Genomic DNA, 23,251 nt, shown 5'->3' with positions numbered 1-23,251 from the left:
AATTTCATTGAAATCATTTGCCAGACAAGCCCGCTAACCAGCCAGACACTTCCACAACCCTCTCGCGAAGGATTTTATTGCTGACTGACAGCAGCTTCTGTTCAGGTATTTCCAGCTCCTGAATGCACCGCTTAATCCATTGATCCACGTCCTGCTGAAAAATCGGGTCGGCTGAACGCATGGCGTCTTTTTCAATGGGAAAATGATTGCTTGGCAGGTAAATGTAACCGTCGATCTGGTCCGAGACTTTTCGGCAGAGATGCAATAAGTAGGGTGAAACGGTTTTTTTGCAGACAGTCATCCAGTAGCGCTGGTAAGCCAGGAAGCCAGGCGGACCAAGATCAATAATTCCATCAGGAGCCGAAGTGTTCAACCATTGTTGCATGGCTCCCAGCGCGGCCGATGTCATGGCGGTAATTGTGTTGTCTTTATTCGGACTGTCTTCCAGCAGAATATCCCTTGGCCGGCTGTAACCCAGATTTTTAGCGGTACTTCTGAAGTAATCGACAAAGACAGGCCAGTCGATGCCCGGTTGTCGACGCAGCTGGTTAATCAGGGTTGTTTTACCCGTCCCATGCGAGCCAATGACTGAAATCAGCATAATTCAACAATTAAAGCTCGATACCGCCAGCAATATGAACGCGTATATTCTGTGTCAGAGACTGGGCAACAAAAGCCTGAACAACGTCTCTCAGGTGTTCTTCCGGTACATAGGCGACGGTAATGTGATTACTTTGATGCCCGGCCATCAGGTCATCCCGGCCTATGCCGTCGAGGGTGCAGTTCATCAGCGGCCATTCGCGGGTGGTATTGTCCAGACGACGCTGGAATTCTTTCTGTGGCAACTCAAAAGCCGTACCAGTGCCTATGTGCATGTGAACGTCAATGCCCTCATAGTACGCACGAGCCCATAGGAATTTCCCGGCCTTACTCTGACCACCAATGCTGGAACCACCTTTGGGGAAATACATGACAGGCTGGCGGTAGCCCTTTGCGCCAGCAATACCGCCCTTTAGGTGCTCAAAAGGAACTGAGCCGGAGATTTCGAAGTCCCAGTAAAAGGTGCCCTCAAATTCACTTCCCCAGCGAATGTCATGCAGAGTGGTTTCAGCGGGCAGACTCAGACTGTCCAGCAGGCGGAACATCATTGTCTGTGGAATGGCGGTTCCCATATCCACTTCATTAATGCAGGGAATTGGCTTTCCTTCGCTGATGATGTCGCCGTTTTCATCTTTCACCGGAAAGCGTTGAGAAGATCCGATAGCACCTTCGGCAAAGTCCGAAGCCGCGCAGCTGTCCTTCAGGCCTTGTTGATACTGTACCCCGATGCTGGTCAGGCCAAAGCGCCTGGTGAAACGGGCCATGGCAATCATCATGGCGCACTGTTCCAGAACCTGCTCGCGAACCAGCTCTGTTGCGCTATCTTCACCAAACTGGAAGTTCATACTGCGATCAATGTAAAACTGCAGGCACTCTTCACGCTCCTGTTGAGGCACCTGACTCATTTCATGCAGTAAAGCCGACTGCGACAGGGCTTCGACAGGCAGTCCGATTCTGGCCAGGGATGCCTGAGGAAACACGCCGTTTATCATGCCCATACAGAACATGTCGAACAGCCCTGTGATTTCTTTGTTGTTAAGAATAAATTCCCCTACCTGCTGACCGATCCTGCCAGCTTCTGTCTTCATGACCGGGTGATCTTTCGTGATCTCTTTCAGGTAGGACGTGTCGTGTTCAATCTTGCCGGACTCCAGCCAGGCACTTAGCCCTGTGTAGAAAAAGTCATCATCAAAGTTTTCTGACCACAGGCGGCTGTGCGCCCTGCCAAGACTGTTCAGGGTGCCCGCCATGCATAAAGCACCGACCAGTCCCGGCCAGGTGCCATCAAAATTGGCCAGCAGCAGAATCGGCCCCTGATGATGCACAAGTGAAGGTGCCAGATGATGAGAGTATTGCCAGGCTGTCATCAGGAGAATAAGCGGTGCTTTGCTATCAATGGCAGCCATAACATCCGCTCCTTCTCGCTGGCTGCTGATAAAGCCATGCCCCACTGCTTCTTTCACCGGATGAGCGCGACGAATACGGTAGCCAGACTTTTCTTTCAGGGCGCTTGCCAGCTTGCTTTCAAAAGATTCTTGCACAGCCCAGCATTTCCTGTTGGCGGTGTCACGCAGGTCGCCGTTAGCGATAAGGAAGACTTCTTTATCCGCCAGAGTCATGCGCTGTTTTTTCTCAGGCAAGTTCAGAGTCAGGGATGTCATCAGTCACTCTCCGTCAGAAGTTGTGCATCATGGCTTTGTACTTCAACTGGTCGTCGTACATTTCGTGGAAAACCCGATACCTGGCATCATGAAAAGCTCTGGTCTCCGCCTGTGGCTTGATGACTTTGCCAGTGGCTGACATGGCTGTCATGGCTTCGGTCAGGTTGTTAAAGTCACCACAGGCTGTGGCTGCCAGCATGGCTGAACCCAGCATGACCGTTTCGTCTTCTTTGCTGAGAATCACGTCACAACCGGTCACGTTGGCATGCTCTCTTAGCCATAATGGATTTCGGGTGCCACCGCCGCACATATGTATGCGGCTGACCTGGTGACCAGAGTTATTCATCGTTTCAATAATGTGACGTGTGCCGTACGACACTGACTGGATAGCAGCCATATAGACTCTTGCCAGTTCACTCAGGTCTCTGTTCAGGGATAAGCCGGACACCATTCCTTTAAGATGTGGGTCAGCACGGGGTGAACGATTACCATGATGGTAACCAAGTAGATGAAAGTGGGCGGTAAAGTGAGGGTTCTGTTTTTCCAGACGCAGTACTTCTTCATTCAGAATATCGTACTCGCTCCGGCCCTGGCTGGCGGCCATCTTTTTTAATTCCGGGTAAAAGGCACTGTCCTGAATCACATGATCAATCAGGGAACCAGCTGCCGACTGGCCCCCTTCATTCAGCCACATCCCCGGAACCATGGCGCCCCAGTAGGGCCCCCAGACACCATCCACGAAAATAGGTTGTTTGCTGACGGCCATGTGACAGGAGGATGTGCCTCCAACGATGACCAGAGTCGATTCGGGATTCTCACCAATGGTGCCGATGCCTCCGGCGTGCGCATCAATCATGCCTACGGCAACCGTCGTGTGGGTGGTCAGCCCCAGTTCGCTGGCGGCAGCGTTTGTCAGTGTTCCGGCAGCAGTGCCCGGTTCCAGAATGGTGTGGCCAACTTTGCCGCTGGTGATCAGGTCGTCCAGATCAAGCTGCTTTAGCAGAGATGGGTCCCAGCGTTGTTCATGAGCCAGGTAAGTCCATTTGCAGACCTGGGTACAGACACTGCGAACCTTCCGCCCACTGGCACGATAAACCAGATAATCAGCCAGATCGAAAAACTGCCCGGCGCGTTGATAGCTGTCTGGCAGGTGTCGTTTTAACCATTTCAGTTTTGGCAGCTGCATTTCGGGGCTGATTTCACCGCCTGTGTATTTAAGCACCTCACTGCCGGTGGCATTGATTTCTGCCGCCTCTTTCAGTGCGCGATGGTCCATCCACATAATGATGTTCTGGTCGTCGTTGCCAGAGGGCGATACGGTGACTGGCTTGCCTTCAGGGCCAACAGCCACCAGTGAACAGGTGGCATCAAAGCCAATACCTTTTACCTGTTCCGGTTTGATGGCTGCATCGGCAATAGTGGTTCTCACCACATGGCAGACCTGTCGCCAGATATCAGACGACGACTGTTCTACAAAATCCCGGTCCGGACGGAACTGCCTGATCGGATGGTCTGAATGTGCCAGTTTTTTCCCGGTGGCGTCGAACAGCCCGGCCCGGACTTTGCCGGAGCCAACATCAACGCCGATATACAAGTGCTGTCCCATCAATAAACGCTGCCTGATGCCAACTGAAACAGAGATATCAAAAAATAGTGATACCAAAATAGCATATTGCCCGGTGGCTGCTTTCTGAAAACCGTTATCTGCCGGGGTTAATGGTTTGGTACTGCAGGTTAAACGCAGCTCTGGCCGATTCAGGGTTTTCAAACAATCCTGCGCCTGCCATGGTGAACATGGCAGCGCCCAGTGCCGTGGTATCAGCCTCTCTGGGCACTTTAACGGGGATTTGTAATGAATCAGCTTTGATCTGATTCCAGAGTTGATTCTTTGAACCACCGCCCACCAGTATCAATTCAGCCGCTGAGAAATTCCCTAGCTGCTCAAGCTGATGAAGGTTTGCTTTCAGCTTGTTACTTAGTCCTTCAAGAGCGGCCCTGTAAATGCTACCGCGCTGAGTGTTTAGAGTAAGGCCTCTGATGCTGCCAGGGGCTTTGTCGTTTGCATCGGTGAAAAAATCCGGATTGATACTCACGCCGTCACAGCCTGGTGGCACATTGGTAGCTTCACGAATCATACCGGTATACTTTTCTGAACCTTTCAGCTCTGGATAAAACTGTTTGCCGATCCATTCCAGTACCGCCGATGCCAGCCATTGAGCGCCGGGGTTGTAATAGCCCTTTTGAGCGTCCCATTCACAGGTGAACCCATCAGCCAGGCTATTGGGCGATAATGAGCTGACCCTCTGGGTACGAGCCATCAGAATTTCCCATGTACCTGAAGATAAAACAGGCTGACCTTCACTGGCTCCTGAACCATAAACCGCAAATTGGGTGTCATGACCTGTGGATATCACTGGAATGCCTGGTTGCAAGCCCAGTTTTTCCGCAGGTTCCGCCAGCAATACACCGATCACTTCTCCTGCCTGTACCTGCCCCGGAAAAAAACTCGTGCTAATGTCCAGTGCGGAAAGAATGGTTTCACTGAAAGACTGTGTTTTCAGGTCTGTCAGCTGTGCAGTGCCAATCATGGAGGCATCGTTGGTCATCCGCCCCGTAAGCCTGTGAGTGAATAAGGAACTGATAAACATCCAGCCGCGGGCATCGGCCAGTAATTCCGGACGGTTTTCTTTAAACCAGATCAGTTTATTCAGAGTATTGAAGGCAAAATGTCCGACCCCGGAGCGAATCGTTACGTCTTCAGGGTTAAGGTATTTCCCGAGATTTTGCATGAAAGTACTGGTACGTGGGCATTGCCAGCTGATCACCGGGTAAATGAGTTCTCCGTTGCGATCAACCAGTCCTCCGTCTACCCCGAAAGTAGTGACTGTAATGCCTTTTACCTGTTCAGGGTTGATGGTTTTTACGACGTCCTGGCAACAGAGGCAAAATTTTTTAAAGAGCTCATCCAAAGGCCAGATGAGCCACGAAGGTTTTTCTATAGAGGGGCTGGTAGCGTTGGGTTGCGTTGCTTTCGCTATCACCTGCCCACAGGTGTTAACGGCAATAGCGCGGATATTGGTGGCACCACAATCCAGAACAATAACAACATCTTGCTTCATCCCTCCCCCTTTACTGCAACGGTTCTGATAACAGGCAGATTGTTCGAAAACGATTAAACTAATGCCTCTAAAAAGAAAACCGCTTCTGTCAAAAAGTCAAATCAAGACAAACCTGTCCCGGTCTTGATAACCACTGACCCTGTTTTGCTACAACAAAGAGGAGCCTGTTTTATGAGTGTAAGAGGTGGCCTGCCTGGAAAAATCATTGATGCTTGTCTGAGTATGAACCGCTCAGGTCTGAACCAGGGAACCGCAGGCAATATCAGTTGCCGGTATGAAGACGGGATGTTGATTACGCCTTCTGGCATTGCCTATGACCAGATGGATGAGAGCGACATTGTGTTTGTTCACGACAATGGTGGCTATGAGAACGGTAAGGTGCCTTCCAGCGAATGGCGCTTTCATCAAATCATTTACCAGACCCGTTCTGATCTGAATGCCGTGGTACATAACCACGCCCTGTTCAGCACAGTCCTGGCGATCATGAACAAGGCGATTCCTGCAATTCACTACATGATCGCAGCAGCAGGAGGAAAAGACATCCCCTGTGTCCCTTACGCTACTTACGGAACCCGTGAATTGTCCGGTCATGTTGCTGCTGGCTTCTCGAAATGTAACGCCATCCTGATGCAGCACCATGGCATGACGGCGGCAGGAAAAACGCTTGGCAAAGCCATGTGGCTCGCGGAAGAAGTGGAGACTTTGTCTAAGCTGTACGTCAACCTTCTGCAAACCGGACTGGAAATCCCCCTACTGCCTGATGATGAAATTGATGTGGTGGTGGGCAAATTCAAGGGATATGGATTAAGAGAGAAAGATTAATTCTGCGGGTTTGGGTCGGTTTCAATCGCAGTTCGGGGGAACAAGCTTATGTCAGATGTCCTGTTGGAGATGAAAAAAATCACCAAGCGATTCCCAGGCGTACTGGCTCTGAATCGAGTGGATTTTGATCTTTACAGGGGGGAAGTTCATGCTTTGCTCGGCGAAAACGGTGCAGGCAAATCTACCCTGATGAAAATCCTGTCCGGCGTCTGCCAGAAGGATGAAGGCGAAATTATTTTCAAAGGCAGCCCGGTCATTATTGACGGGCCGCTGGCTGCCCGGAACCTGGGTATCAGCATCATTCATCAGGAGTTCAATCTCTGCTCCCATCTTACGGTCGCTCAGAATATTTTTATTGGCCGTGAGCACCGTAAAGGCTGGTTTCTTGATGAAAACCGTCAGAATCGCGCTGCAGCCGACCTGCTGGAAAGTCTCAATCTGGCTATTGCTCCAGACCGGTTAGTCAGCACCTTGACAGTGGCTCAGCAGCAGATGGTGGAAATTGCTAAAGCACTGTCGTTCAACTCCGGAATATTGATTATGGATGAGCCGACTGCGGCTCTGACTGACAGTGAAATCGACTGTCTGTTCAGGGTGATGAACAGGCTCAGGGATCAGGGGGTGGGCATTATTTATATTTCTCACCGTCTGGAAGAACTGGCCATTATTGCCGACCGCGCTACGGTCATGCGGGACGGTGAGTACGTGAACACTGTCAACTATAAGGCGTCGACGCTGGATGAACTCATCTGCATGATGGTGGGCAGGGAGCTGGATAACCTCTTTCCACCCCGGCAGCCTGTCACTTCTGATCAGGTCGCGCTGTCAGTTAAAAACCTTTGCCGTGAAGGCGTGCTGGACGCGGTCAGCTTTGATCTGTATCGCGGTGAAATTCTTGGTTTCTCGGGACTGATGGGCGCAGGCAGAACCGAGCTGGCAAGAGCTATATTTGGTGCCGACCCGATCGACAGCGGCGAAATTACGCTGGGTCGCAGGCAGCTGATGAATCACTCTGTCGAAGAGGCCATAGAAGCCGGTGTTGGCTACCTGACTGAAGACAGAAAGCTTGAAGGCCTCGCCCTGGGGTTGTCTGTGCAGGCGAACACAATGCTCAGTAACTACCCGAAATACGCCAGTGTCCCGGGCGTTATCAATGAGAAAAAAGTGTCCTCTGTCGCGGAAAAACTCAGCAGGCGTTTGAGAATCAAAACCCCAAGCCTGAAACAACTGGCCGGCAACCTCAGTGGTGGTAACCAGCAGAAAATTATTATTGCCCGCTGGCTTTGCAGAGAGTCCGATATTTTTATTTTTGATGAGCCGACCCGGGGCATTGATGTGAGTGCCCGATATGAAATCTATGAATTAATGAATGAACTGGTTCAACAGGGTAAGTCCATCATTATGATTTCGTCTGAGCTACCGGAAATTATTGGTCTTTCTGACCGAATTCTGGTCATGCGGCACGGTCGTATTACCGGTGAACTGTCCAGGGAACAGGCCTCCCAGAAAAGTATTTTGAAATATGCGACATTTGAAGGTTGATGGTTATGCATGAACAAACAGAAAAACAGCAGGTACAGTCATCAGGTTTTATCGTCAACCGCGAATTGTTGATGAAGCTGGCACCGTTTCTGAGCCTTATATTGCTTTGCGCTTTTTTCAGTGTTGGCAGTCCTTACTTCTTTTCGATAGACAACCTGATGACCATTGCCTTGCAGACAGCGGTGATTGGCATCATGGCGGTTGGTGTAACCTATGTCATTGTCACCGGAGGGATTGACCTTTCGCTGGGGTCTGTCATGGCTTTCTCAGGCGTCTGTGCCGGTATTGCGGCGACTTTCGGAGTGCCTCTGATACTGTGCATGACCGCTGGTGTTGCCGCTGCAACGCTCTGTGGTCTGTTGAACGGTGTTCTGGTGGCAAAAATGGGCATTCCGTCTTTTATTGCTACCCTGGGGCTGATGATGTCGGTTCGGGGGCTGAACATGGTATTCACCGATGGTCGCCCCATTTACTTTCTCGACTTCCCGGCATTCCGCATGCTGGCACAAGGTAAGCTGTTTGGCGTTATTCCTTATCCGGTGATCTTCCTGTTTGTGGTTGCGCTGGTGGCAGCATACATCCTCCGTCGTACTGTTTTTGGCCGTTATATTTATGCGGTTGGAAGCAATGAAGAAGCTTCAAGACTGTCTGGAATCAACGTTCAGCGTTTCAAATTGATGGTTTACGCAGTCTGTGGCTTTCTGACTGGCATTGCCGGCATTATCCTCGCGTCCCGCCTGAACTCCGGCCAGCCTTCTGCCGGTGTCGGTTATGAACTGGAAGCCATTGCGGCGGTTGTCATCGGTGGAACCAGCCTGAGTGGCGGTGTTGGCACAATCTGGGGAACGGTGACAGGTGCTTTTATTATGAGTGTTCTGAAAAATGGCCTCAATCTGACGGGGGTCTCTCAGTTCTGGCAGATGGTTGCAATGGGCGTGGTGGTTGTAGCAGCCGTCTTTCTGGATAACCAGCGCAAACGTGCGCAGCGGCGATAAGCCATCCTTTAACGAACTAATTATTAATAACGACAAGGGAACCATCATGAATCTTCGCACTTTGACAATCCCTTTGCTTTTATCCGCAGGACTCATGGCGGCATCGGTGATTTCAGTTGCCAAAGAAAAGTTTTATATACCGGTTGTCAGCAAAGGGTTCATGCTTGAGTTCTGGCAAACGGTTAAAGCGGGTTCCGACACGGCCGCCAGAGAGCTGAATGTAAAAACCAGCTTCGTCGGCCCTTCCGATGAAACCCAGATCGCTCAGCAGGTGCAGCTGGTTGAAAACATTCTGACCCAAAAGCCGGATGGCCTGCTTCTGGCCGCACTGGACAGCAATGCGCTGCTGCCCTCGGTTGAACGCGCTCATGCTCAGAAGGTGCCGGTTGTCACCTTCGACTCCAGCGTAAACTCGGATATCCCGGTGTCGTTTGTTGCCACTGACAATAAGGCTGCTGGTGCTATGGCTGCTGACGCTGTGGAAGGTCTTCTGGGAAGCAAGGGCAAAGTTGCAGTAGTGGCTCACAATGCCGGTACGATGACGGCCGCTGATCGCGTTGACGGCTTTACTAAGCAAATGAAAAGGAAGTATCCGGCGATTAACGTTCTGAGCCCTTTGTATTCTGAAGGCGACCCACAGCGGGCAATGAACCAGACGATGGATATTATTCGCGCGAATCCTGATCTGTCAGCTGTGTATGCAACCAACGAAGCCAGTACCCTGGGAGTGGCTTCAGCGGTGGACAGTCTGGGGCTGGCTGGCAAAATCAAGGTGGTTGGCTTTGATTCCAGTGATGCGCTTGTTAGCTTCCTGAAAAAAGGAGTGATACAGGGTCTGGTTGTTCAGGACGCCTTCCAGATTGGCTATGTAGCTATGAAAACCCTGTACAACGCTTTGACCGGTCATGATGTAAAAAAAGTGATTGATGTGCTGGCAGTATTGGTTACTGGCGATAATATCAATAAGGAAGAGATTCAAAAAATAATCAGGCCATCTGGTTAAGCTGCCGCTGAAGTGGTCATCTGCATCCATAGCGGCATTGTGCAGCTTTGCTGTCTGGATGAAGATGGATAGCACAAGAACCAAGGCCTACGGCATTCATCGGGAATTGCTGACTGTTCGTGGTGCTCCCTTCTCCACGACAGCCGTCTTTGCGGGAACGATGATGTTGGTTTATCTCAGTGCTCACGCCCTTTTTTGACAGCCTTTTCATGTGGGGGAACAGCCACTAAAGGAGTTTGTTGTGCCAGGTCATATTTGTCACATATGCAATAAAGAGCTTAGAGCGAAAGGCTTGCTAACTGAGCATATTCGTACTCATACAGGTGAAGCGCCTTTTGTTTGTCAGTACTGCGGACGTGCCTTTTCCAGGGAGCGTAACCTTAGGGATCACATGATAATTCATACTGGGTTGGGGCATGATTGTCAGGAATGCGGTAAGGTGTTTACGCGACGTCCTGACTTAATCAGGCACATAACAGGAGTTCATGAGAAAAGGCGGTATAACTGCGCTGTCTGTGGGGAGGGCTATTCAGCTCCATCATCTCTCACCAGACATATGAGAAAGAAGCATGCTGACTCAACAGCCACTACGATACACTCTCAGATAGAGTCTGCAGGCGTGGTAACGGCAGTCACTCGGTCCTCTGCCAGAACCACCATGAGTACCATTACATCACCTCTGGGCGGTGCTGTGGTTATTACACAACGCATGCCTTGTACCGCTTTAACCACTGTGACCCAGACTAGCGTCGAGGAGCCGTCCACGAGTACCGGCCACTATAAGCCAGCCTTCATAGCTAGTTTTATTGATGACTTGCCAGCCATTGATCTTGATAACTATTTTGCGGATAAGTCGGGTGAAACCGGCGATCCATCATAAACCCGGATCGTTTATTCGAAATACCTACGATAGGGAAATGCCTTTGGAGATCAGGCTGGCCGGAACAGCCAGTCTGATGCAGGCCACTGAAATTACTCGTTCAGTGCCTTCTTCTGCAAAACCACCAGTTCATCAATGCCGGACTTCGCCAGCGCCAGCATGGCGGTCATTTCGTTCTGGCTGAATGGAGCGGCTTCAGCGGTACCCTGAATTTCAATAAAGCCACCTTCTTCAGTCATCACAACGTTCATATCGGTGTCTGCGTTGGAATCTTCCGGGTAGTCCAGATCCAGAACAGGGCTGCCTTTGTACATGCCAACGGATACTGAAGCGATCAGCTGAACAAATGGGTCAGTCTTGATCATCTTCCTGCGCTGCATGTGACGAATGGCATCAACCAGGGCTACGCAGGCACCGGTAATAGAAGCAGTACGGGTACCACCGTCAGCCTGAATCACATCACAATCAATATTGATGGTGTTTTCACCCAGCTTTTTCATATCAACGGCAGCCCGCAGGGAGCGGCCAATCAGGCGCTGGATTTCCAGAGTACGGCCACCCTGCTTGCCACGAGCCGCTTCACGACCCATACGCTCGGTGGTGGAACGAGGCAGCATGCCATACTCTGCCGTTACCCAGCCCTGTCCGGAGCCTTTCAGGAAACGTGGAACCCCTCTATCGACAGATGCAGTACAAATAACCTTGGTATTTCCGAACTCCACCAACACTGAGCCTTCAGCGTGCATGGTGTACTCTCGGGTGATTTTAACTTCACGCAGTTGATCAGCTGTTCTGCCGCTTGGACGCATGGTATTACCTTTTACCGCCGGAAATGGAAAGGCGAGATTATAACTCAGACTGTTAGGAAGGCTAGCAGCGTTCTTTATCACGACCTTGCCTTTTCAGGGTTTGTCATTAACAATTTTCAGTGTGCGTTCGGCCTCTGGCCCGGATATGCCTCCTTCCTTATCGTAGGACGAAGAATTGAGGTTGGCAGCTAACAGTTACTCTGGATCGTGTGCCCGCACCCTGAAATACATGCAGAGTACTAACCACAGACAGCGGAAACGTCATCAAATTACGGGTATCTGATATTGTGCGCATAAAGCATTGGTCGTTTATATTCGTGATAATATTCGCCCCTGTGGCGAAAGCGTATGACGGAGAGTTTATTGACGAGCATTTTGCTCAGGACAGTGCGCTTGTACTGCTCAACGGGGCTGTTTTTTCTGCAGGGCTGGAATTCATCTGTCATAAAGTCGTTAGAACGCCCGGGGATCAGGGCAGAGTTTTTTGTCTGCACTTTGCACCGGAGCTCACAAGCTTTCTCTATCTGATTAAATCTCAATGGCCAACAGGTAACATAAAAGTCTGGTCGCATCTGAATACGGCGTTTTTCGCGGGCATGGCAGTTTGTATTCTTAATTTACCCGAGTTTCCCAAGTTGTCAGCTCTCAATATGCGCTGGGCGGTGACCTATATGATTTACCCGCATGTAGCGCAAATGATGGCAGACACGGCTGCTCATTACTCAGCTGAATCAAATCAAACAAACTCAATGGCCGCCTATGTGCTGTTTGGTGTAGCATCAACCATCATGGTAATGATAAGTCTCTTTCAATGGCATGAGATCAGGCAGGCATTTCATTACAGCCCAGAAGCTGTGATGATCACCTCGGCAGGTACGGCACTGATTTCTACGTTTTTTTATCTTTTTCTTCAAAGTCTGGATGAGGTAAGTAACCTGGAACAAGCTGGAGCCGTAGCCGTAGCTGTAGCCGTAGCCGAAGCCGGAGCTTTAGTCGTAGCTACAGCCGTAGCCAAATACGGAGTCATACCCATACCTATAATACCTATACCCATAACCATACCCAGCCCTGGAGTCGGAGCCTTTTTCGGAGCCGGAAACTCAATATTATACCCAGCCTTAGTCGGAGTCGTATGCAACGCCGAAGCCTTAACCTTAGCCGCAGTTGGAGCCGGAGCCGGAGTCGCTATCATAGCGTTAACCGGGAGCATAGCTGCTGCATTATCTCAAGCTCCTGCAATGTTCTCTGTCAACAAAGGCTTAACCACAATAGTGGCTGCCGGACTTCCGTTAATGGTGACTTCATGGCTTGCTTCGTTGAACAGGTTTGTTAAAGTCAATGCAACCGCACATGAAACAATGCAAAGTATATTTATTCCTTCTTTGCCTGAATTGAAAATATTTTATCCTGAAAACTGAATGAACCTCCTTCAGGTTTGGAGATGGTTTCCATGATTAGTGACTATTGACATCCTCCCCGCCGGGCGGGTTAGCAAAATCGTTGTAAACCCTCGCCCAATGCGGGCGGGGATATAAGACGGGAAGGCGCAGAGCCTTCCGCCATCAATCTGGTGTACTCTGGCTATTAACGTAGTCCTTCAGAGTCTCGATAGTTGCACCGCCAGCACTGCAAGCAAAGTAAGACCTTGACCACATTAAGCCTGCTTTGCTCTGAGCAGTAAGGTGGGTATTCAGCATTCGCAACCGTCTTGATGATGTTGATTTGAGATTATTTACCATGACACTGATAGCCAGTTTTGGTGGGTAGGCCACCAACAGGTGTACGTGATCTTTTTCGCCATCCATTTCAAGTAACTGGCATTCCAGTTTTTCACATGCACTCTCGAACGACTCCCGTAACTGCTTGATCATATAGCCATCAAAAAGCTTTCGTCTGTACTTTGTCGTGAACACCAAATGAACAACCAGCTTGGTAACGCTATGTCGTTTGCGAAGATACCCTTTAAGCAAATCTTTATTGTGTGTGCTCACTTGAAAACCTCTTTCAAATACCTGTAATATAAAGCTTATATTAATGAGCACTGAAATAACATTCCATGCTGAGAGCCACCAAAGTACGAATCTATCCAACATCAGAGCAGGCGGAATTTCTCGACCGTCAGTTTGATGCTGTGCGGTTCGTATGGAACAAGGCCCTGGCTATTAAGGTTCATTATTACAAGGTTCGTGGGCAGAGCCTTTCTCCCAAAAAACACCTGAAGCCCTTGCTGGCAAAAGCCAAGAAAAGCCGAAAGTACTCATGGCTGAAAAACGCTGACTCTATTGCACTGCAACAGGCCACTATCAATCTGGATACGGCCTTTCAAAACTTTTTCAATCCCAAATTGCAGGCAAGATTTCCTCGCTTCAAGAAAAAGCATGGCAAGCAAAGTAGCTACCATTGTACGTCTGTCTCTGTGGGCGATAACTGGATAAAAATCCCCAAGTGCAAGCCCATAAGGGCTAAAGTGCATCGTGAAATAGTGGGTAAGGTGAAGTCTATCACCCTGAGCAGAACGCTAACCGGCAAGTATTTTGCCTCCATATTGGCTGATGATACCCAGGAACAACCAAAACAGATTGATAATCTTGAAGCTAATCAGGTTGTCGGTGTTGATATGGGGATTACTGATCTGGCTATCACCAGTACCGGCCATAAGACTGGCAATCCTCGCTTTCTGAAAAAAGCCCAACGTAACCTGAAAAGAAAACAACAGGCTCTATCTCGCTGCAAGAAAGGCTCAAAAGGTAGGCACAAAGCCCGTTTATTGGTGGCAAAGGCGCATGAGCGTGTAGCCTTTGCCCGTAATGATTTTCAGCATAAGCTATCAAAACAACTCATCGACGAAAACCAAGCGGTGATTGTGGAGACACTGAAAGTTAAAAACATGCTCAAGAACAAGCGTCTTGCTCGTTCTATTGTTGATGCTGGCTGGCACTCACTGATAACCAAACTCGAATACAAGGCAAAGCAGGAAGGTAAACATCTGGTGAAGATAGACCAGTGGTTTGCATCCTCTAAAACTTGCTCAGTCTGCGATTTGAAACAGGAAAAAATGCCATTGAGAATCCGATCATGGGAGTGTAGCTGTGGTGCTATCCATGACCGGGATATTAATGCAGCTCGCAATATCAAGAAGCAAGGCATATTGAAATTAAAGGCGGAAGGACTGTCCGTTTCTGCTGATGGAGGCTTGCGTAAATCCGGCAGACTGTCGGTTGCTGCCTAAGAAATCAGAAGCCTCACCCGATAGGGTGGGGAGCAGTCACTGCAAAAGATTGTGTCATCCCTTCCGGAGAGGGTTAATCTTTTGTTTGCTCACCCTCATGGTTGAGTACAACTGTACGAAAAGAGTTTTTTTATGACTTCCAGTATGACCGCTTTTGCCCGTGTTCAAGTCCAGGATGACTGGGGCAGTCTGGTGTGGGAAATTCGTTCTGTTAACCATCGCTACCTTGAACCGCATTTTCGATTGCCGGAACAGGCTCGCGAAATTGAACCGGGGTTGCGTGAAATTCTGCGCAGGCAGCTGAATCGCGGCAAGATTGAATGCAGTCTGAGATTGCAGCTGGCTGAAGGTGCACAGAAGCTGAACCTGAATGAAGCGGTTCTGGAAGATGTGCAAAGCGCCGTTAACAAGGTTGAAACCTGGTTCATCAACGCTTCAGGTGTTAATCCGCTGGAAATCCTGCGCTGGCCGGGCGTGATGGAGAACCAAGAAACCAATCTGGCGCCTGTGCATGCAGCAGCCCTGAAGGCATTTGAACAGGCGATTACTCAGCTGATTAACATGCGCCAGCGTGAGGGCGCCGAACTGAAGCAGTTTGTGCTGACCCGGCTGGATGGCATCAGCGAAGAGGTCAGTACGATCCGTGGTGTTCTGCCTGAGCTGATTGAAGCTCAGAGACAGAAAATTCTGGATCGTCTGGAAGAAGCTAAAGCAGAGCTTGATCCTGAGCGTCTGGAGCAGGAAATGATTATTCTTGCCCAGAAGATGGACGTTGATGAAGAACTGGATCGTCTTGATACTCATATCCTGGAAGTAAAGCGAACACTGGACAAAAAAGGCGGCATTGGTCGTAGGCTGGATTTCCTGATGCAGGAACTGAACCGTGAAGCCAACACGTTGTCGTCCAAGTCGATCAATGCCGGACTGACCCAGAGTGCGGTGAACCTCAAGGTATTAATCGAACAGATGAGAGAACAGATTCAGAACATTGAATAATGTTGGGCAGCTGCCCGGCTGTTGGAGCAATCATGGCGAATAAAGGCAAACTCTATATTATTGCAGCACCTTCCGGTGCCGGAAAAACCAGTCTGGTTAAGGCAATGGTAGAGTCTACGCCGCACGTAAAAGTGTCGGTATCCCATACCACTCGTGGACAACGTTCGGGGGAGGTAGATGGTGTAAATTATCACTTTGTCTCAACGGAAGCATTCCAGAAAGAACTGGGTGAAGGTCGTTTCCTTGAACACGCGGAGGTGTTTGGAAACTTCTACGGAACCTCTGAAACCTGGGTGCGCGAACAACTGGCAAAGGGTGAAGATGTTATTTTGGAAATCGACTGGCAGGGGGCTAAACAGGTTCGCCGCCTGATGCCTGATGCTGTCAGTATTTTTATTCTGCCGCCCTCGCTGGAAGCGTTGCGTGAGCGTTTGATCGGTCGTGGGACCGACGATATGGCCATTATTGACCGCCGAATGGCTCAGGCAGTGAATGAGATGTCTCACTACGGCGAATTTGATTACCTGGTGATCAATGATGAGTTTGACCTGGCTCTGCGAGACCTGCAAACCATTATCCGTAGCCGCCGTCTGGCGATTGGCTGGATGCAACACTACAAGGCTGACCTTATCAAAGGTCTGCTGAATTAACCGGTGAACATAGCCTGCCTCTATCAAAGTCCGACAGGGTTGTAAGCCGGCAGGTCTTCAACTTCCCCCCTGACCCGGTAATCAGAGTGTTGCCGAATCAGGGGGAGTTTCTCAGATATTTCTACTGCTGGCTTTGAAACTCGCTATCAGACAATTCAAAATCATTATTATTAAAGCTGTAACCTATCATAATGTTCTGAATATTCATGATGTCTGTTAGCCCGTAATATTTCAGAAATTTAGTCATTAGGCTGCGAGCTTCAAATGGTGCTCTTATCTCAATAATAAGGTCTGTTACTATGACTCCATTGTTATGAGCGGTTGAGTTAAGTGAAATCAAAGCAGGCGATGAGCCGATCCTGTCAAAACTGGAGATTATTCTCCTGAGGCCTTCCTGCACATCCTCTCTGATGCCTGTTTCCGGTAGTTTTCCATAAGGTGGCAGTTCGTGTTTGATGGAGATAATGAGTTCAGACGGTTGAAAGTGTACGTGCTTGAAGCAACAGGCGACTGTCAAACAACATAGCAGGCTACAACATACAGCAGATGCAGCCGAGGCTGAGGCTTGCACGGCCGTTGATACAGCACATTCATCCGCTATTACCTTTGAAGATGCTAATCCACAGATCACTCCACAGCCACAGGTGCACATAATGCTGGTATGATGACGTCTTCGACAATTGCTACAGATGAGAGCAAATTGAAGTAAATCCTGAAGGCAGTTTCTCTGGTCGATCAGCCGGTGTACATGCCCCCTTAATGATCGGGCAATCATGATAAATGTATCGATGGACTCCCGGCTCATGCGTATTGGGGCGGGGTGGTGTTCGCTTTCAGGTTGGCGGGGTGTTTCCTGGACTATGTCATGGGAGCAGCATGGTTGATTCGCAGGGTCTGTGATTATTCTGCGCCCTTGGGCTGAAAGGCTGGCAGGGTGTCGCGGAACGCTATCTTGCTGGGTAATCACTCGCTCGGGGCCTGATAACTCTACAAGAAAACTGACGTCTCTTTCTGAGATTCCTGTACCGGAATCATTATGGGGGACAGAAAAAGTAAGCCAGTACAAATTACGTTTTCTGGCTTCGTTGTTCTGCTTAAACGCTTTATCTTGCTCCGCAGGCTGCTCATCAGAATCATCGTTATAAACGGGTTGCAACTCGAAGTCTTTGCCCTGCCCGTTCGCTGGTCGAATCATCAAGGAAAAGATAAACAGCGAAAAGGTGATAAGTACTATCGACAGCCTGTATGTCTTCACTCTTATTCTCCCGTGGTAGTGATCTGAAATGGCTGGCTGTAAAGTAGCATCTTTTTCTGCGGGAGGATGTCATTAACCACCTTCACTAAGGGAAGCAGCAGAACATAATATACCGCTGCTGGCTGCTGGCTGCTGGCTGCTGGCTGTTGGCTGTTGGCGGTTGGCTGTATGAGCAGCTAATAGCCAAAAGCCAACAGCCCGGTAAGTTATTGAATGCTGCGCCCCTAAGGGTGACTAAGGTCGATAGCGTTAATGATCTTTTTGATCTCGTTAATAATTTTGGAGGGATTTTTCCATAGGATAAAGTGCCCCTCACCTTTGACTTTTACCAGCTCCTTTCCCTTACCCTTTAAACGTTTAATGGCGAATACAGAGTTATCAGGATCGGCAATGCTATCTTCATCGCCATGAATCAAAATCACAGGCACTGGATCTAACAAACGCCAGTCTTTGCGACTCAGCTTCGAAAGCTCATTGGCCAGCGGCATCATTTCTCCGTTTGATTTTTTCCAGTGGTCAGGCAGAAAAGCTTTGACGAGCCTGGTGTCTGCCAGTCTGTTGTACCATTTAGGTTCTTCAAGTTTGGGATCAAGTGCGGGAGCAATCAGAACCATCCCCTGTACCCGTTTGGGAACCATCAGCGCGAGATCAAGGGCAATCGTTGCCCCCAGTGAGTGACCAACGAGAATATTGATTTTGTCTTTAGTCAGTAGTGGTTCGATAGACCTGGATTGCGAGTCCAGACTGGCTTCAAGTTTTTTCGGAGACTGGCCATAACCCAGTCGGTCTACAGAAATTAACTCAGCATTCTTCAAAAGCCAGGGGTTTTCCAGATAATCTTTATAGCCTTCTTTGCTGCCCGGCGAGCCGTGTATAAAAATTATTCGGTAGTGACTGGTTAGATTTCCCTGTTCCACATAAGCGACACCGGTATCGGCGAAATGAGTGGTTACTTCCGGTTCTGAAGCCATTGGCGAGTTAATTGACAGCCCGGCCAGGAAGGTCAGGGTAATGGCACCAATGGCTTGCTTTCCCACGTTTCGCCTCCTTTTTTCTTGTAAAGAGATGAGGGCGTAGAATGAACACCCGGCTTTCAGGACTGAAAGCCGGGAAGAATGACCGTCAGAATGACTGAGTGGCTTTATTCAACCAGTCAAGATCAGCACCACTGAGCAGTGGCGACAACTCTTCACGAACCCTGTCATGGTATTGATTCAGCCAGTCGATTTCAGGCTGGGTCAACATCTCCCGGATAATGGGTCGTGTATCAATCGGTGCCAGTGTGACTGGAACCAGCTGGTAGAACTCACCAAACTCTGTGGTGATGTCCTCAGCGACACGCATGACGTTTTCAATGCGTACACCGTGTTTGCCACTGCGGTACATGCCAGGCTCATTGGTGAGTAACATACCCACCTGCAAAGGCTGATCAATCCATTTAGGGCTGACGCTGTGCGGCCCTTCGTGTACGTTCAGGAAGTAACCAATACCGTGGCCGGTGCCGTGGTTATAGTTTTGTCCGGCTTCCCAGACTGGCTGGCGCGCAAGGATATCCAGCTGCATCCCTCGTGTACCTTTCAGGAAGCGGGCTTTTGCCAGGTTGATATGTGACTTCAGAACCAGTGTATAGTCCTTTTGCTCTTCTTCAGTCACAGGGCCGCAGGCAAAGGTTCGGGTAATATCGGTGGTGCCGTCCGGGTACTGGGCACCGGAATCAACCAGCAGCAGGCCTTTTGGCTCAACCTTCTGACAGGATTTTTCATTGGCACGATAGTGAATAATGGCACCATTAGAAGCATAACCGGCAATCGTCGGGAAGCTTGGCCCCTTAAACCCGGGTGCCTGCGCCCGGCTGGCCTGCAGGCACTCATCCAGTGACAGTTCGGTGACTTCACCGCCGGGAATATTTTCGTCCAGCCAGCGCATAAAGCGGACAACCGCTGCGCCATCCCGTTGATGACACTCGCCCGTGCGCTGAATTTCCACATCGTTTTTAATGGCTTTCAGCAGCAGGGTTGGGCTGGCGGCCTTAATGATTTTGACGGAGTCTGGCAGTGCATTGACCAGCCACTGGTTGGTGGACGCCGGATTCATCAACAGGTGAGTGTTGCTGCCCAGGTTGCGAATATCGTCAGCGATGGCATCGTAAGACAGCAGCTCTATGCCCGACTGCTTTAAGGCCTGCAAAGCGTCATCTTCAATGCGGCTGCTATTGATATACAGCTTTACTTCGGTATCTGTCAGCAGAATATAGGAGAGGAATACCGGGTTGCATTCAATATCGCTGGCGCGTAGGTTCAGCAGCCAGGCAATATCGTCCAGCATGGTAATCAGCAGGTGGCTGGCACCTTTTTTAGTCATCTCCAATCGGACTTCAGCCAGCTTCTCTTCTCTGGTTTTGCCAGCAATGCTGTCGTCATGGAGAAATACCGGTGTCGCGGGCATGGCTGGACGACCTTTCCAGATGTTTTCCAGAAGATCCTTTTCAACGTCGATGGTGATGTTTTTGTCAGCGAAGGCTGCCAGTAACTTCTCAGTCTGGTGATGGCTCATGACCTTACCATCAAAGCCGACTACACTGCCTTCGGGCAAAGTATCGACCAGCCACTCGTGAATGGCCGGAACCTCTGGCATACCGCCACGCATCAGTTCAATGCCAGAGTTCTCCAGCTCCTGCCCCGCCTGCAGGAAATAACGGCCATCGGTCCAGAGCGCGGCCTGATCTTTCAATACGACCACAGTGCCCGCTGAACCGGTAAAACCGGACAGCCAAGCCCTGCCCCCCCAGTGTTCTGCCGTGTATTCACTTTCGTGAGGGTCAGAGCTGGGAATAATCCAGGCATCGATATCGCTGGCACTCATGGCGGACCTCAGGGCCGTGAGCTTCTCTTGTGTACTGCTCATGATCTACTCCGAATGACTTTAGTTTGAAATTATTTCCGGAACTATAACCCTTAAGTTGTTGGAAATACCATTGGCAGAGCCTGCCTTCCGGAAATTAAAAAGGAACCGATAACGTCATGAGTCGTTTCCGGTTTTAATGCCCTGGATATTGTACGCACTTGTTTGAAAACAGGTCGTAAAGTAGACTCTAATGTCGGCAAAAATATATCACGTCGATAGACTGGCGGCTCGATGACTCAAGCAGCCATAGCGAAAGAAAACCGTTTTTCTAAATAACGAGAGGTGAAGTAGTGGCTCGAGTAACCGTAGAAGACTGCCTGGATAACGTTGATAACCGTTTTGAACTGGTTATGGTTGCCTCCAAGCGCGCCCGTCAGCTGTCCATTGGCGGTAAAGAACCAAAGCTGGACTGGGAAAATGACAAACCAACCGTAATGGCTCTGCGCGAAATTGCCGACGGCCTGGTATCTGCAAGCTCTGTTGAAGAGCGCATTGTTGATGAAGACGATGCCGCTATGTTTCTGGCTGGTGTAGAAAGCTAACAGCCAGGAAAGCCTCTGATGTCCGGAATGCTGCACAGGAGGAGCGGGCTTTGCTGACTATCGATGAGTTTGCCGGCCGCTTGAAGTCCTACCTGACCCCCGAACAGGTTAATCTTGTTCGCAGGGCTTACTATTACGCCGAACAGGCCCATGACGGGCAGATACGACGCAGTGGTGAGCCTTATATCACCCATCCTCTGGAAGTGGCAGCTATCCTGGCCGACATGCACATGGACCATCACAGTTTGATGGCCGCCATGCTGCACGATGTCATAGAGGACACCGGTATTGAAAAAGGTGCTATTGTCGAACAGTTTGGTGAGGTCGTCGCTGAACTGGTTGACGGGGTCAGCAAGCTGACCCATATGCACTTCGAGAATAAAACTCTGGCTCAGGCTGAGAATTTCCAGAAAATGGCGCTGGCCATGGCCAGGGATATCCGGGTTATTCTCGTTAAGCTTTCAGACCGTTTGCACAACATGCGAACGCTCGGGGTTCTGCGGCCGGACAAACGTCGCAGAATTGCCCGTGAAACCCTCGAAATCTACGTTCCCATCGCCAATCGTCTTGGCATGCATAGCCTGCGGGTAGAGCTGGAAGACCTTGGTTTTGAAGCCATGCACCCCATGCGTTCACGCATGATTCGGCAGGCTGTTAAACAGGCACGCGGCAATCGCCGGGACCTGGTGGGTAAAGTACAGAAAGCCATTGCTGCCCGACTGGAAGAAGAAGGTCTTAAAGGCAGAGTGGTGGGACGCGAGAAACACCTCTACAGCATTTATAAAAAAATGCGCAGCCAGAGCAAGTCCTTCGCTGAAATCATGGACATGTTCGCCTTTCGCATCATTGTCGACAGTGTCGACAGCTGTTACCGCGCCTTTGGTATCGTTCATAACCTCTACAAACCCATTCCCGGTCGCTTCAAAGACTATATCGCCATCCCCAAAGCCAACGGCTATCAATCCCTGCACACCACTTTGTTTGGTATGCATGGCGTACCGGTGGAAATCCAGATTCGCACGCAGGAAATGGAAGATATGGCCAACAACGGCATTGCCGCACACTGGCTGTATAAATCCGGTGATGAAGCCTTGTCGGGCAGTCATGCTCGTACACGACAGTGGCTGAAAGGTGTGCTGGAACTTCAGAAGAATGCCGGTGATTCTCTGGAGTTTATCGAGAACGTTAAAATCGACCTATTTCCCGATGAAGTCTATGTTTTCACCCCCGGTGGTGCGATTCTCGAATTACCAAAGGGGGCAACGGCGGTGGATTTTGCCTATGCGGTTCATACCGATGTGGGTAACACCTGTGTTGCCTGCCGTATTGATAAACGACTTGCGTCGCTCAGCCAGCCGCTGCAAAGCGGACAGACGATAGAAATCGTAACGGCAGAAGCTGCCAGTCCCAATGTTGCCTGGCTGAACTTTGTTCTGACCGGCAAAGCCCGTTCCAACATCCGTCACTTCCTCAAACATCAGCGTCGTAATGAGTCCATTGCGCTGGGTCATCGACTGTTGAACAAGGCTCTGGTGAGTTTTGATACCCGTGTGGATCAACTGGATCGGAACATTCTTAGTCAGCAGTTGCAAAGCTTTAATCTGGATTCTCTGGACGAGCTGCTTGAAGACATCGGTCTTGGTAACCGCATGGCTTACATTGTTGCCCGTATGCTGGTGGAGCCTCAGGAAGCCGATGATGAAGAGAAATCTTCACTGGGTGTGGATGTTGAGCAATCCCTGACCATTCGTGGCACTGAAGGTATGGTCATCAGCTTTGCCAAGTGTTGTCACCCTATTCCGGGGGACCCGGTGGTCGGGCATGTCAGCTCCGGTCGGGGCATTGTGATTCACACCGACAGCTGCAAAAACATTGCAGAGATTCGTTATAACCCTGAAAAGGTTCTGGAAGTCGACTGGGACAAACATGTTTCCGGTGAATTCACGGTAGACCTGCAAGTTGAGCTGGAACATCACCGTGGCATGATCGCCTCTCTCGCCACCAGTATTACAGCGGTCGAAGGCAATATTGAAAAGATCAGCATGGAAGAACGCGATGTCAGCTTCTGTATAGTGCAATTGCTGGTAAATGTTAAAGACCGGATTCACCTGGCCCGAATTATTAAACGACTGCGTGTGATTAAAGGCGTACACTCCATTACCCGGCGCAGGGAGTCGTAGTTACTGCGTCGTTAACGCAGTAACTTTGCTATCTCTGGTTTCAGTATTATACTCAACCTTCATA

At 49.9% G+C, this 23,251-nt stretch carries 21 protein-coding genes and 1 pseudogene; 13 read left to right on the top strand and 9 right to left on the bottom strand.

Annotated features, from left to right (window positions below; all coding sequences use genetic code 11):
• Window positions 1-13: 13 nt before the first annotated feature.
• Genes NX720_RS10225 through fucK form a run of 4 tightly spaced genes read right to left on the bottom strand, consistent with a single transcriptional unit; the run spans window position 14 to window position 5,380 of the window.
• Entirely contained in the window at window positions 14-601 is a 588-nt protein-coding gene (locus NX720_RS10225) for an ATP-binding protein (protein ID WP_262601008.1), read from the bottom strand.
• Between the two features lie 10 nt (window positions 602-611).
• Window positions 612-2,261 carry a hypothetical protein gene (locus NX720_RS10220; protein ID WP_262601007.1) on the bottom strand — a complete coding sequence of 550 codons (1,650 nt, stop codon included), beginning with the start codon at window positions 2,259-2,261 and terminating at the stop codon, window positions 612-614.
• A 13-nt stretch (window positions 2,262-2,274) separates the two neighbouring features.
• Window positions 2,275-4,029, bottom strand: coding sequence for an FGGY-family carbohydrate kinase (locus NX720_RS10215; protein WP_262601006.1), 1,755 nt, complete (start codon window positions 4,027-4,029; stop codon window positions 2,275-2,277).
• Complete coding sequence (gene fucK, locus NX720_RS10210) at window positions 3,962-5,380, bottom strand: L-fuculokinase (protein ID WP_262601005.1); 1,419 nt, start codon at window positions 5,378-5,380, stop codon at window positions 3,962-3,964. The genes NX720_RS10215 and fucK overlap by 68 nt, the downstream gene beginning before the upstream one ends.
• Before the next feature lie 171 nt (window positions 5,381-5,551).
• On the opposite strand from fucK, the gene NX720_RS10205 reads away from it, so the two are divergent.
• From NX720_RS10205 to NX720_RS10180, 7 genes and pseudogenes are all read left to right on the top strand, one after another.
• Entirely contained in the window at window positions 5,552-6,202 is a 651-nt protein-coding gene (locus NX720_RS10205) for an L-fuculose-phosphate aldolase (RefSeq protein ID WP_262601004.1), read from the top strand.
• Window positions 6,203-6,250: 48 nt separating this feature from the next.
• A complete protein-coding gene (locus tag NX720_RS10200; RefSeq protein ID WP_262601003.1) occupies window positions 6,251-7,744 on the top strand; it encodes a sugar ABC transporter ATP-binding protein in 1,494 nt (497 codons plus the stop codon).
• 5 nt (window positions 7,745-7,749) lie between these two features.
• Window positions 7,750-8,739 carry an ABC transporter permease gene (locus NX720_RS10195; RefSeq protein ID WP_262601002.1) on the top strand — a complete coding sequence of 330 codons (990 nt, stop codon included), beginning with the start codon at window positions 7,750-7,752 and terminating at the stop codon, window positions 8,737-8,739.
• 46 nt (window positions 8,740-8,785) lie between these two features.
• On the top strand, window positions 8,786-9,742 hold the full coding sequence (locus tag NX720_RS10190; protein ID WP_262601001.1) for an ABC transporter substrate-binding protein: 957 nt from the start codon (window positions 8,786-8,788) through the stop codon (window positions 9,740-9,742).
• Window positions 9,743-9,806: 64 nt separating this feature from the next.
• Window positions 9,807-9,941, top strand: a complete 135-nt coding sequence (locus NX720_RS10185; RefSeq protein ID WP_262601000.1) for a hypothetical protein — start codon at window positions 9,807-9,809, stop codon at window positions 9,939-9,941.
• 12 nt (window positions 9,942-9,953) lie between these two features.
• Window positions 9,954-10,139, top strand: a pseudogene (locus NX720_RS27070) (C2H2-type zinc finger protein); the annotation flags it as partial.
• 261 nt (window positions 10,140-10,400) lie between these two features.
• Window positions 10,401-10,622, top strand: a complete 222-nt coding sequence (locus tag NX720_RS10180) for a hypothetical protein (RefSeq protein WP_262600999.1) — start codon at window positions 10,401-10,403, stop codon at window positions 10,620-10,622.
• 92 nt (window positions 10,623-10,714) lie between these two features.
• On the opposite strand, the gene rph is transcribed toward NX720_RS10180, so the two are convergent.
• Window positions 10,715-11,431: a ribonuclease PH gene (gene rph, locus NX720_RS10175; protein WP_262600998.1), complete on the bottom strand. Its 717-nt coding sequence runs from the start codon at window positions 11,429-11,431 to the stop codon at window positions 10,715-10,717.
• A 335-nt stretch (window positions 11,432-11,766) separates the two neighbouring features.
• Between rph and NX720_RS10170 the strand changes: the two genes are divergently transcribed.
• Window positions 11,767-12,849 carry a hypothetical protein gene (locus NX720_RS10170; RefSeq protein WP_262600997.1) on the top strand — a complete coding sequence of 361 codons (1,083 nt, stop codon included), beginning with the start codon at window positions 11,767-11,769 and terminating at the stop codon, window positions 12,847-12,849.
• Window positions 12,850-12,993: 144 nt separating this feature from the next.
• Here the strand turns inward: NX720_RS10170 and tnpA are convergent, their stop codons facing one another.
• Complete coding sequence (gene tnpA, locus NX720_RS10165; RefSeq protein ID WP_262600926.1) at window positions 12,994-13,422, bottom strand: IS200/IS605 family transposase; 429 nt, start codon at window positions 13,420-13,422, stop codon at window positions 12,994-12,996.
• A gap of 65 nt (window positions 13,423-13,487) precedes the next feature.
• Between tnpA and NX720_RS10160 the strand changes: the two genes are divergently transcribed.
• The 3 genes from NX720_RS10160 to gmk all read left to right on the top strand — a co-directional run bounded on the left by NX720_RS10160 (window position 13,488) and on the right by gmk (window position 16,306).
• Window positions 13,488-14,660, top strand: a complete 1,173-nt coding sequence (locus tag NX720_RS10160; RefSeq protein WP_262600996.1) for an RNA-guided endonuclease InsQ/TnpB family protein — start codon at window positions 13,488-13,490, stop codon at window positions 14,658-14,660.
• 132 nt (window positions 14,661-14,792) lie between these two features.
• A complete protein-coding gene (locus NX720_RS10155) occupies window positions 14,793-15,656 on the top strand; it encodes a YicC/YloC family endoribonuclease (RefSeq protein WP_262600995.1) in 864 nt (287 codons plus the stop codon).
• Window positions 15,657-15,688: 32 nt separating this feature from the next.
• Window positions 15,689-16,306: a guanylate kinase gene (gene gmk / locus NX720_RS10150; RefSeq protein ID WP_262600994.1), complete on the top strand. Its 618-nt coding sequence runs from the start codon at window positions 15,689-15,691 to the stop codon at window positions 16,304-16,306.
• 121 nt (window positions 16,307-16,427) lie between these two features.
• Here the strand turns inward: gmk and NX720_RS10145 are convergent, their stop codons facing one another.
• The 3 genes from NX720_RS10145 to NX720_RS10135 all read right to left on the bottom strand — a co-directional run bounded on the left by NX720_RS10145 (window position 16,428) and on the right by NX720_RS10135 (window position 20,465).
• Window positions 16,428-17,504, bottom strand: a complete 1,077-nt coding sequence (locus NX720_RS10145) for a hypothetical protein (protein WP_262600993.1) — start codon at window positions 17,502-17,504, stop codon at window positions 16,428-16,430.
• A gap of 281 nt (window positions 17,505-17,785) precedes the next feature.
• Window positions 17,786-18,598: an alpha/beta fold hydrolase gene (locus NX720_RS10140; protein ID WP_262600992.1), complete on the bottom strand. Its 813-nt coding sequence runs from the start codon at window positions 18,596-18,598 to the stop codon at window positions 17,786-17,788.
• An 85-nt stretch (window positions 18,599-18,683) separates the two neighbouring features.
• A complete protein-coding gene (locus NX720_RS10135; protein ID WP_262600991.1) occupies window positions 18,684-20,465 on the bottom strand; it encodes an aminopeptidase P family protein in 1,782 nt (593 codons plus the stop codon).
• 290 nt (window positions 20,466-20,755) lie between these two features.
• Between NX720_RS10135 and rpoZ the strand changes: the two genes are divergently transcribed.
• Window positions 20,756-21,007, top strand: coding sequence for a DNA-directed RNA polymerase subunit omega (gene rpoZ, locus NX720_RS10130; protein ID WP_262600990.1), 252 nt, complete (start codon window positions 20,756-20,758; stop codon window positions 21,005-21,007).
• A 50-nt stretch (window positions 21,008-21,057) separates the two neighbouring features.
• The gene (spoT, locus tag NX720_RS10125; RefSeq protein ID WP_262600989.1) at window positions 21,058-23,187 is read left to right on the top strand and encodes a bifunctional GTP diphosphokinase/guanosine-3',5'-bis pyrophosphate 3'-pyrophosphohydrolase; all 2,130 of its coding nucleotides are present in this window, start codon (window positions 21,058-21,060) and stop codon (window positions 23,185-23,187) included.
• The last annotated feature ends 64 nt before the right edge of the window (window positions 23,188-23,251 follow it).

It is taken from the genome of Endozoicomonas euniceicola (assembly GCF_025562755.1).
Classification (GTDB): Bacteria; Pseudomonadota; Gammaproteobacteria; order Pseudomonadales; family Endozoicomonadaceae; genus Endozoicomonas_A; species Endozoicomonas_A euniceicola.
The sequence above is the reverse complement of the archived record's forward strand: the minus strand, read 5'-3'. Positions and strand labels throughout refer to the sequence as shown.

Bases quoted from the DNA above. Each gene is read 5' to 3' on its own strand.
- NX720_RS10225 (WP_262601008.1), bottom strand. From the start codon at position 601: ATGCTGATTTCAGTCATTGGCTCGCATGGGACGGGTAAAACAACCCTG.
- NX720_RS10220 (WP_262601007.1), bottom strand. From the start codon at position 2,261: ATGACATCCCTGACTCTGAACTTGCCTGAGAAAAAACAGCGCATGACT.
- fucK (WP_262601005.1), bottom strand. From the start codon at position 5,380: ATGAAGCAAGATGTTGTTATTGTTCTGGATTGTGGTGCCACCAATATC.
- NX720_RS10205 (WP_262601004.1), top strand. From the start codon at position 5,552: ATGAGTGTAAGAGGTGGCCTGCCTGGAAAAATCATTGATGCTTGTCTG.
- NX720_RS10200 (WP_262601003.1), top strand. From the start codon at position 6,251: ATGTCAGATGTCCTGTTGGAGATGAAAAAAATCACCAAGCGATTCCCA.
- NX720_RS10195 (WP_262601002.1), top strand. From the start codon at position 7,750: ATGCATGAACAAACAGAAAAACAGCAGGTACAGTCATCAGGTTTTATC.
- NX720_RS10190 (WP_262601001.1), top strand. From the start codon at position 8,786: ATGAATCTTCGCACTTTGACAATCCCTTTGCTTTTATCCGCAGGACTC.
- NX720_RS10185 (WP_262601000.1), top strand. From the start codon at position 9,807: ATGGATAGCACAAGAACCAAGGCCTACGGCATTCATCGGGAATTGCTG.
- NX720_RS10180 (WP_262600999.1), top strand. From the start codon at position 10,401: ATGAGTACCATTACATCACCTCTGGGCGGTGCTGTGGTTATTACACAA.
- rph (WP_262600998.1), bottom strand. From the start codon at position 11,431: ATGCGTCCAAGCGGCAGAACAGCTGATCAACTGCGTGAAGTTAAAATC.
- NX720_RS10160 (WP_262600996.1), top strand. From the start codon at position 13,488: ATGCTGAGAGCCACCAAAGTACGAATCTATCCAACATCAGAGCAGGCG.
- NX720_RS10155 (WP_262600995.1), top strand. From the start codon at position 14,793: ATGACTTCCAGTATGACCGCTTTTGCCCGTGTTCAAGTCCAGGATGAC.
- gmk (WP_262600994.1), top strand. From the start codon at position 15,689: ATGGCGAATAAAGGCAAACTCTATATTATTGCAGCACCTTCCGGTGCC.
- NX720_RS10135 (WP_262600991.1), bottom strand. From the start codon at position 20,465: ATGAGCAGTACACAAGAGAAGCTCACGGCCCTGAGGTCCGCCATGAGT.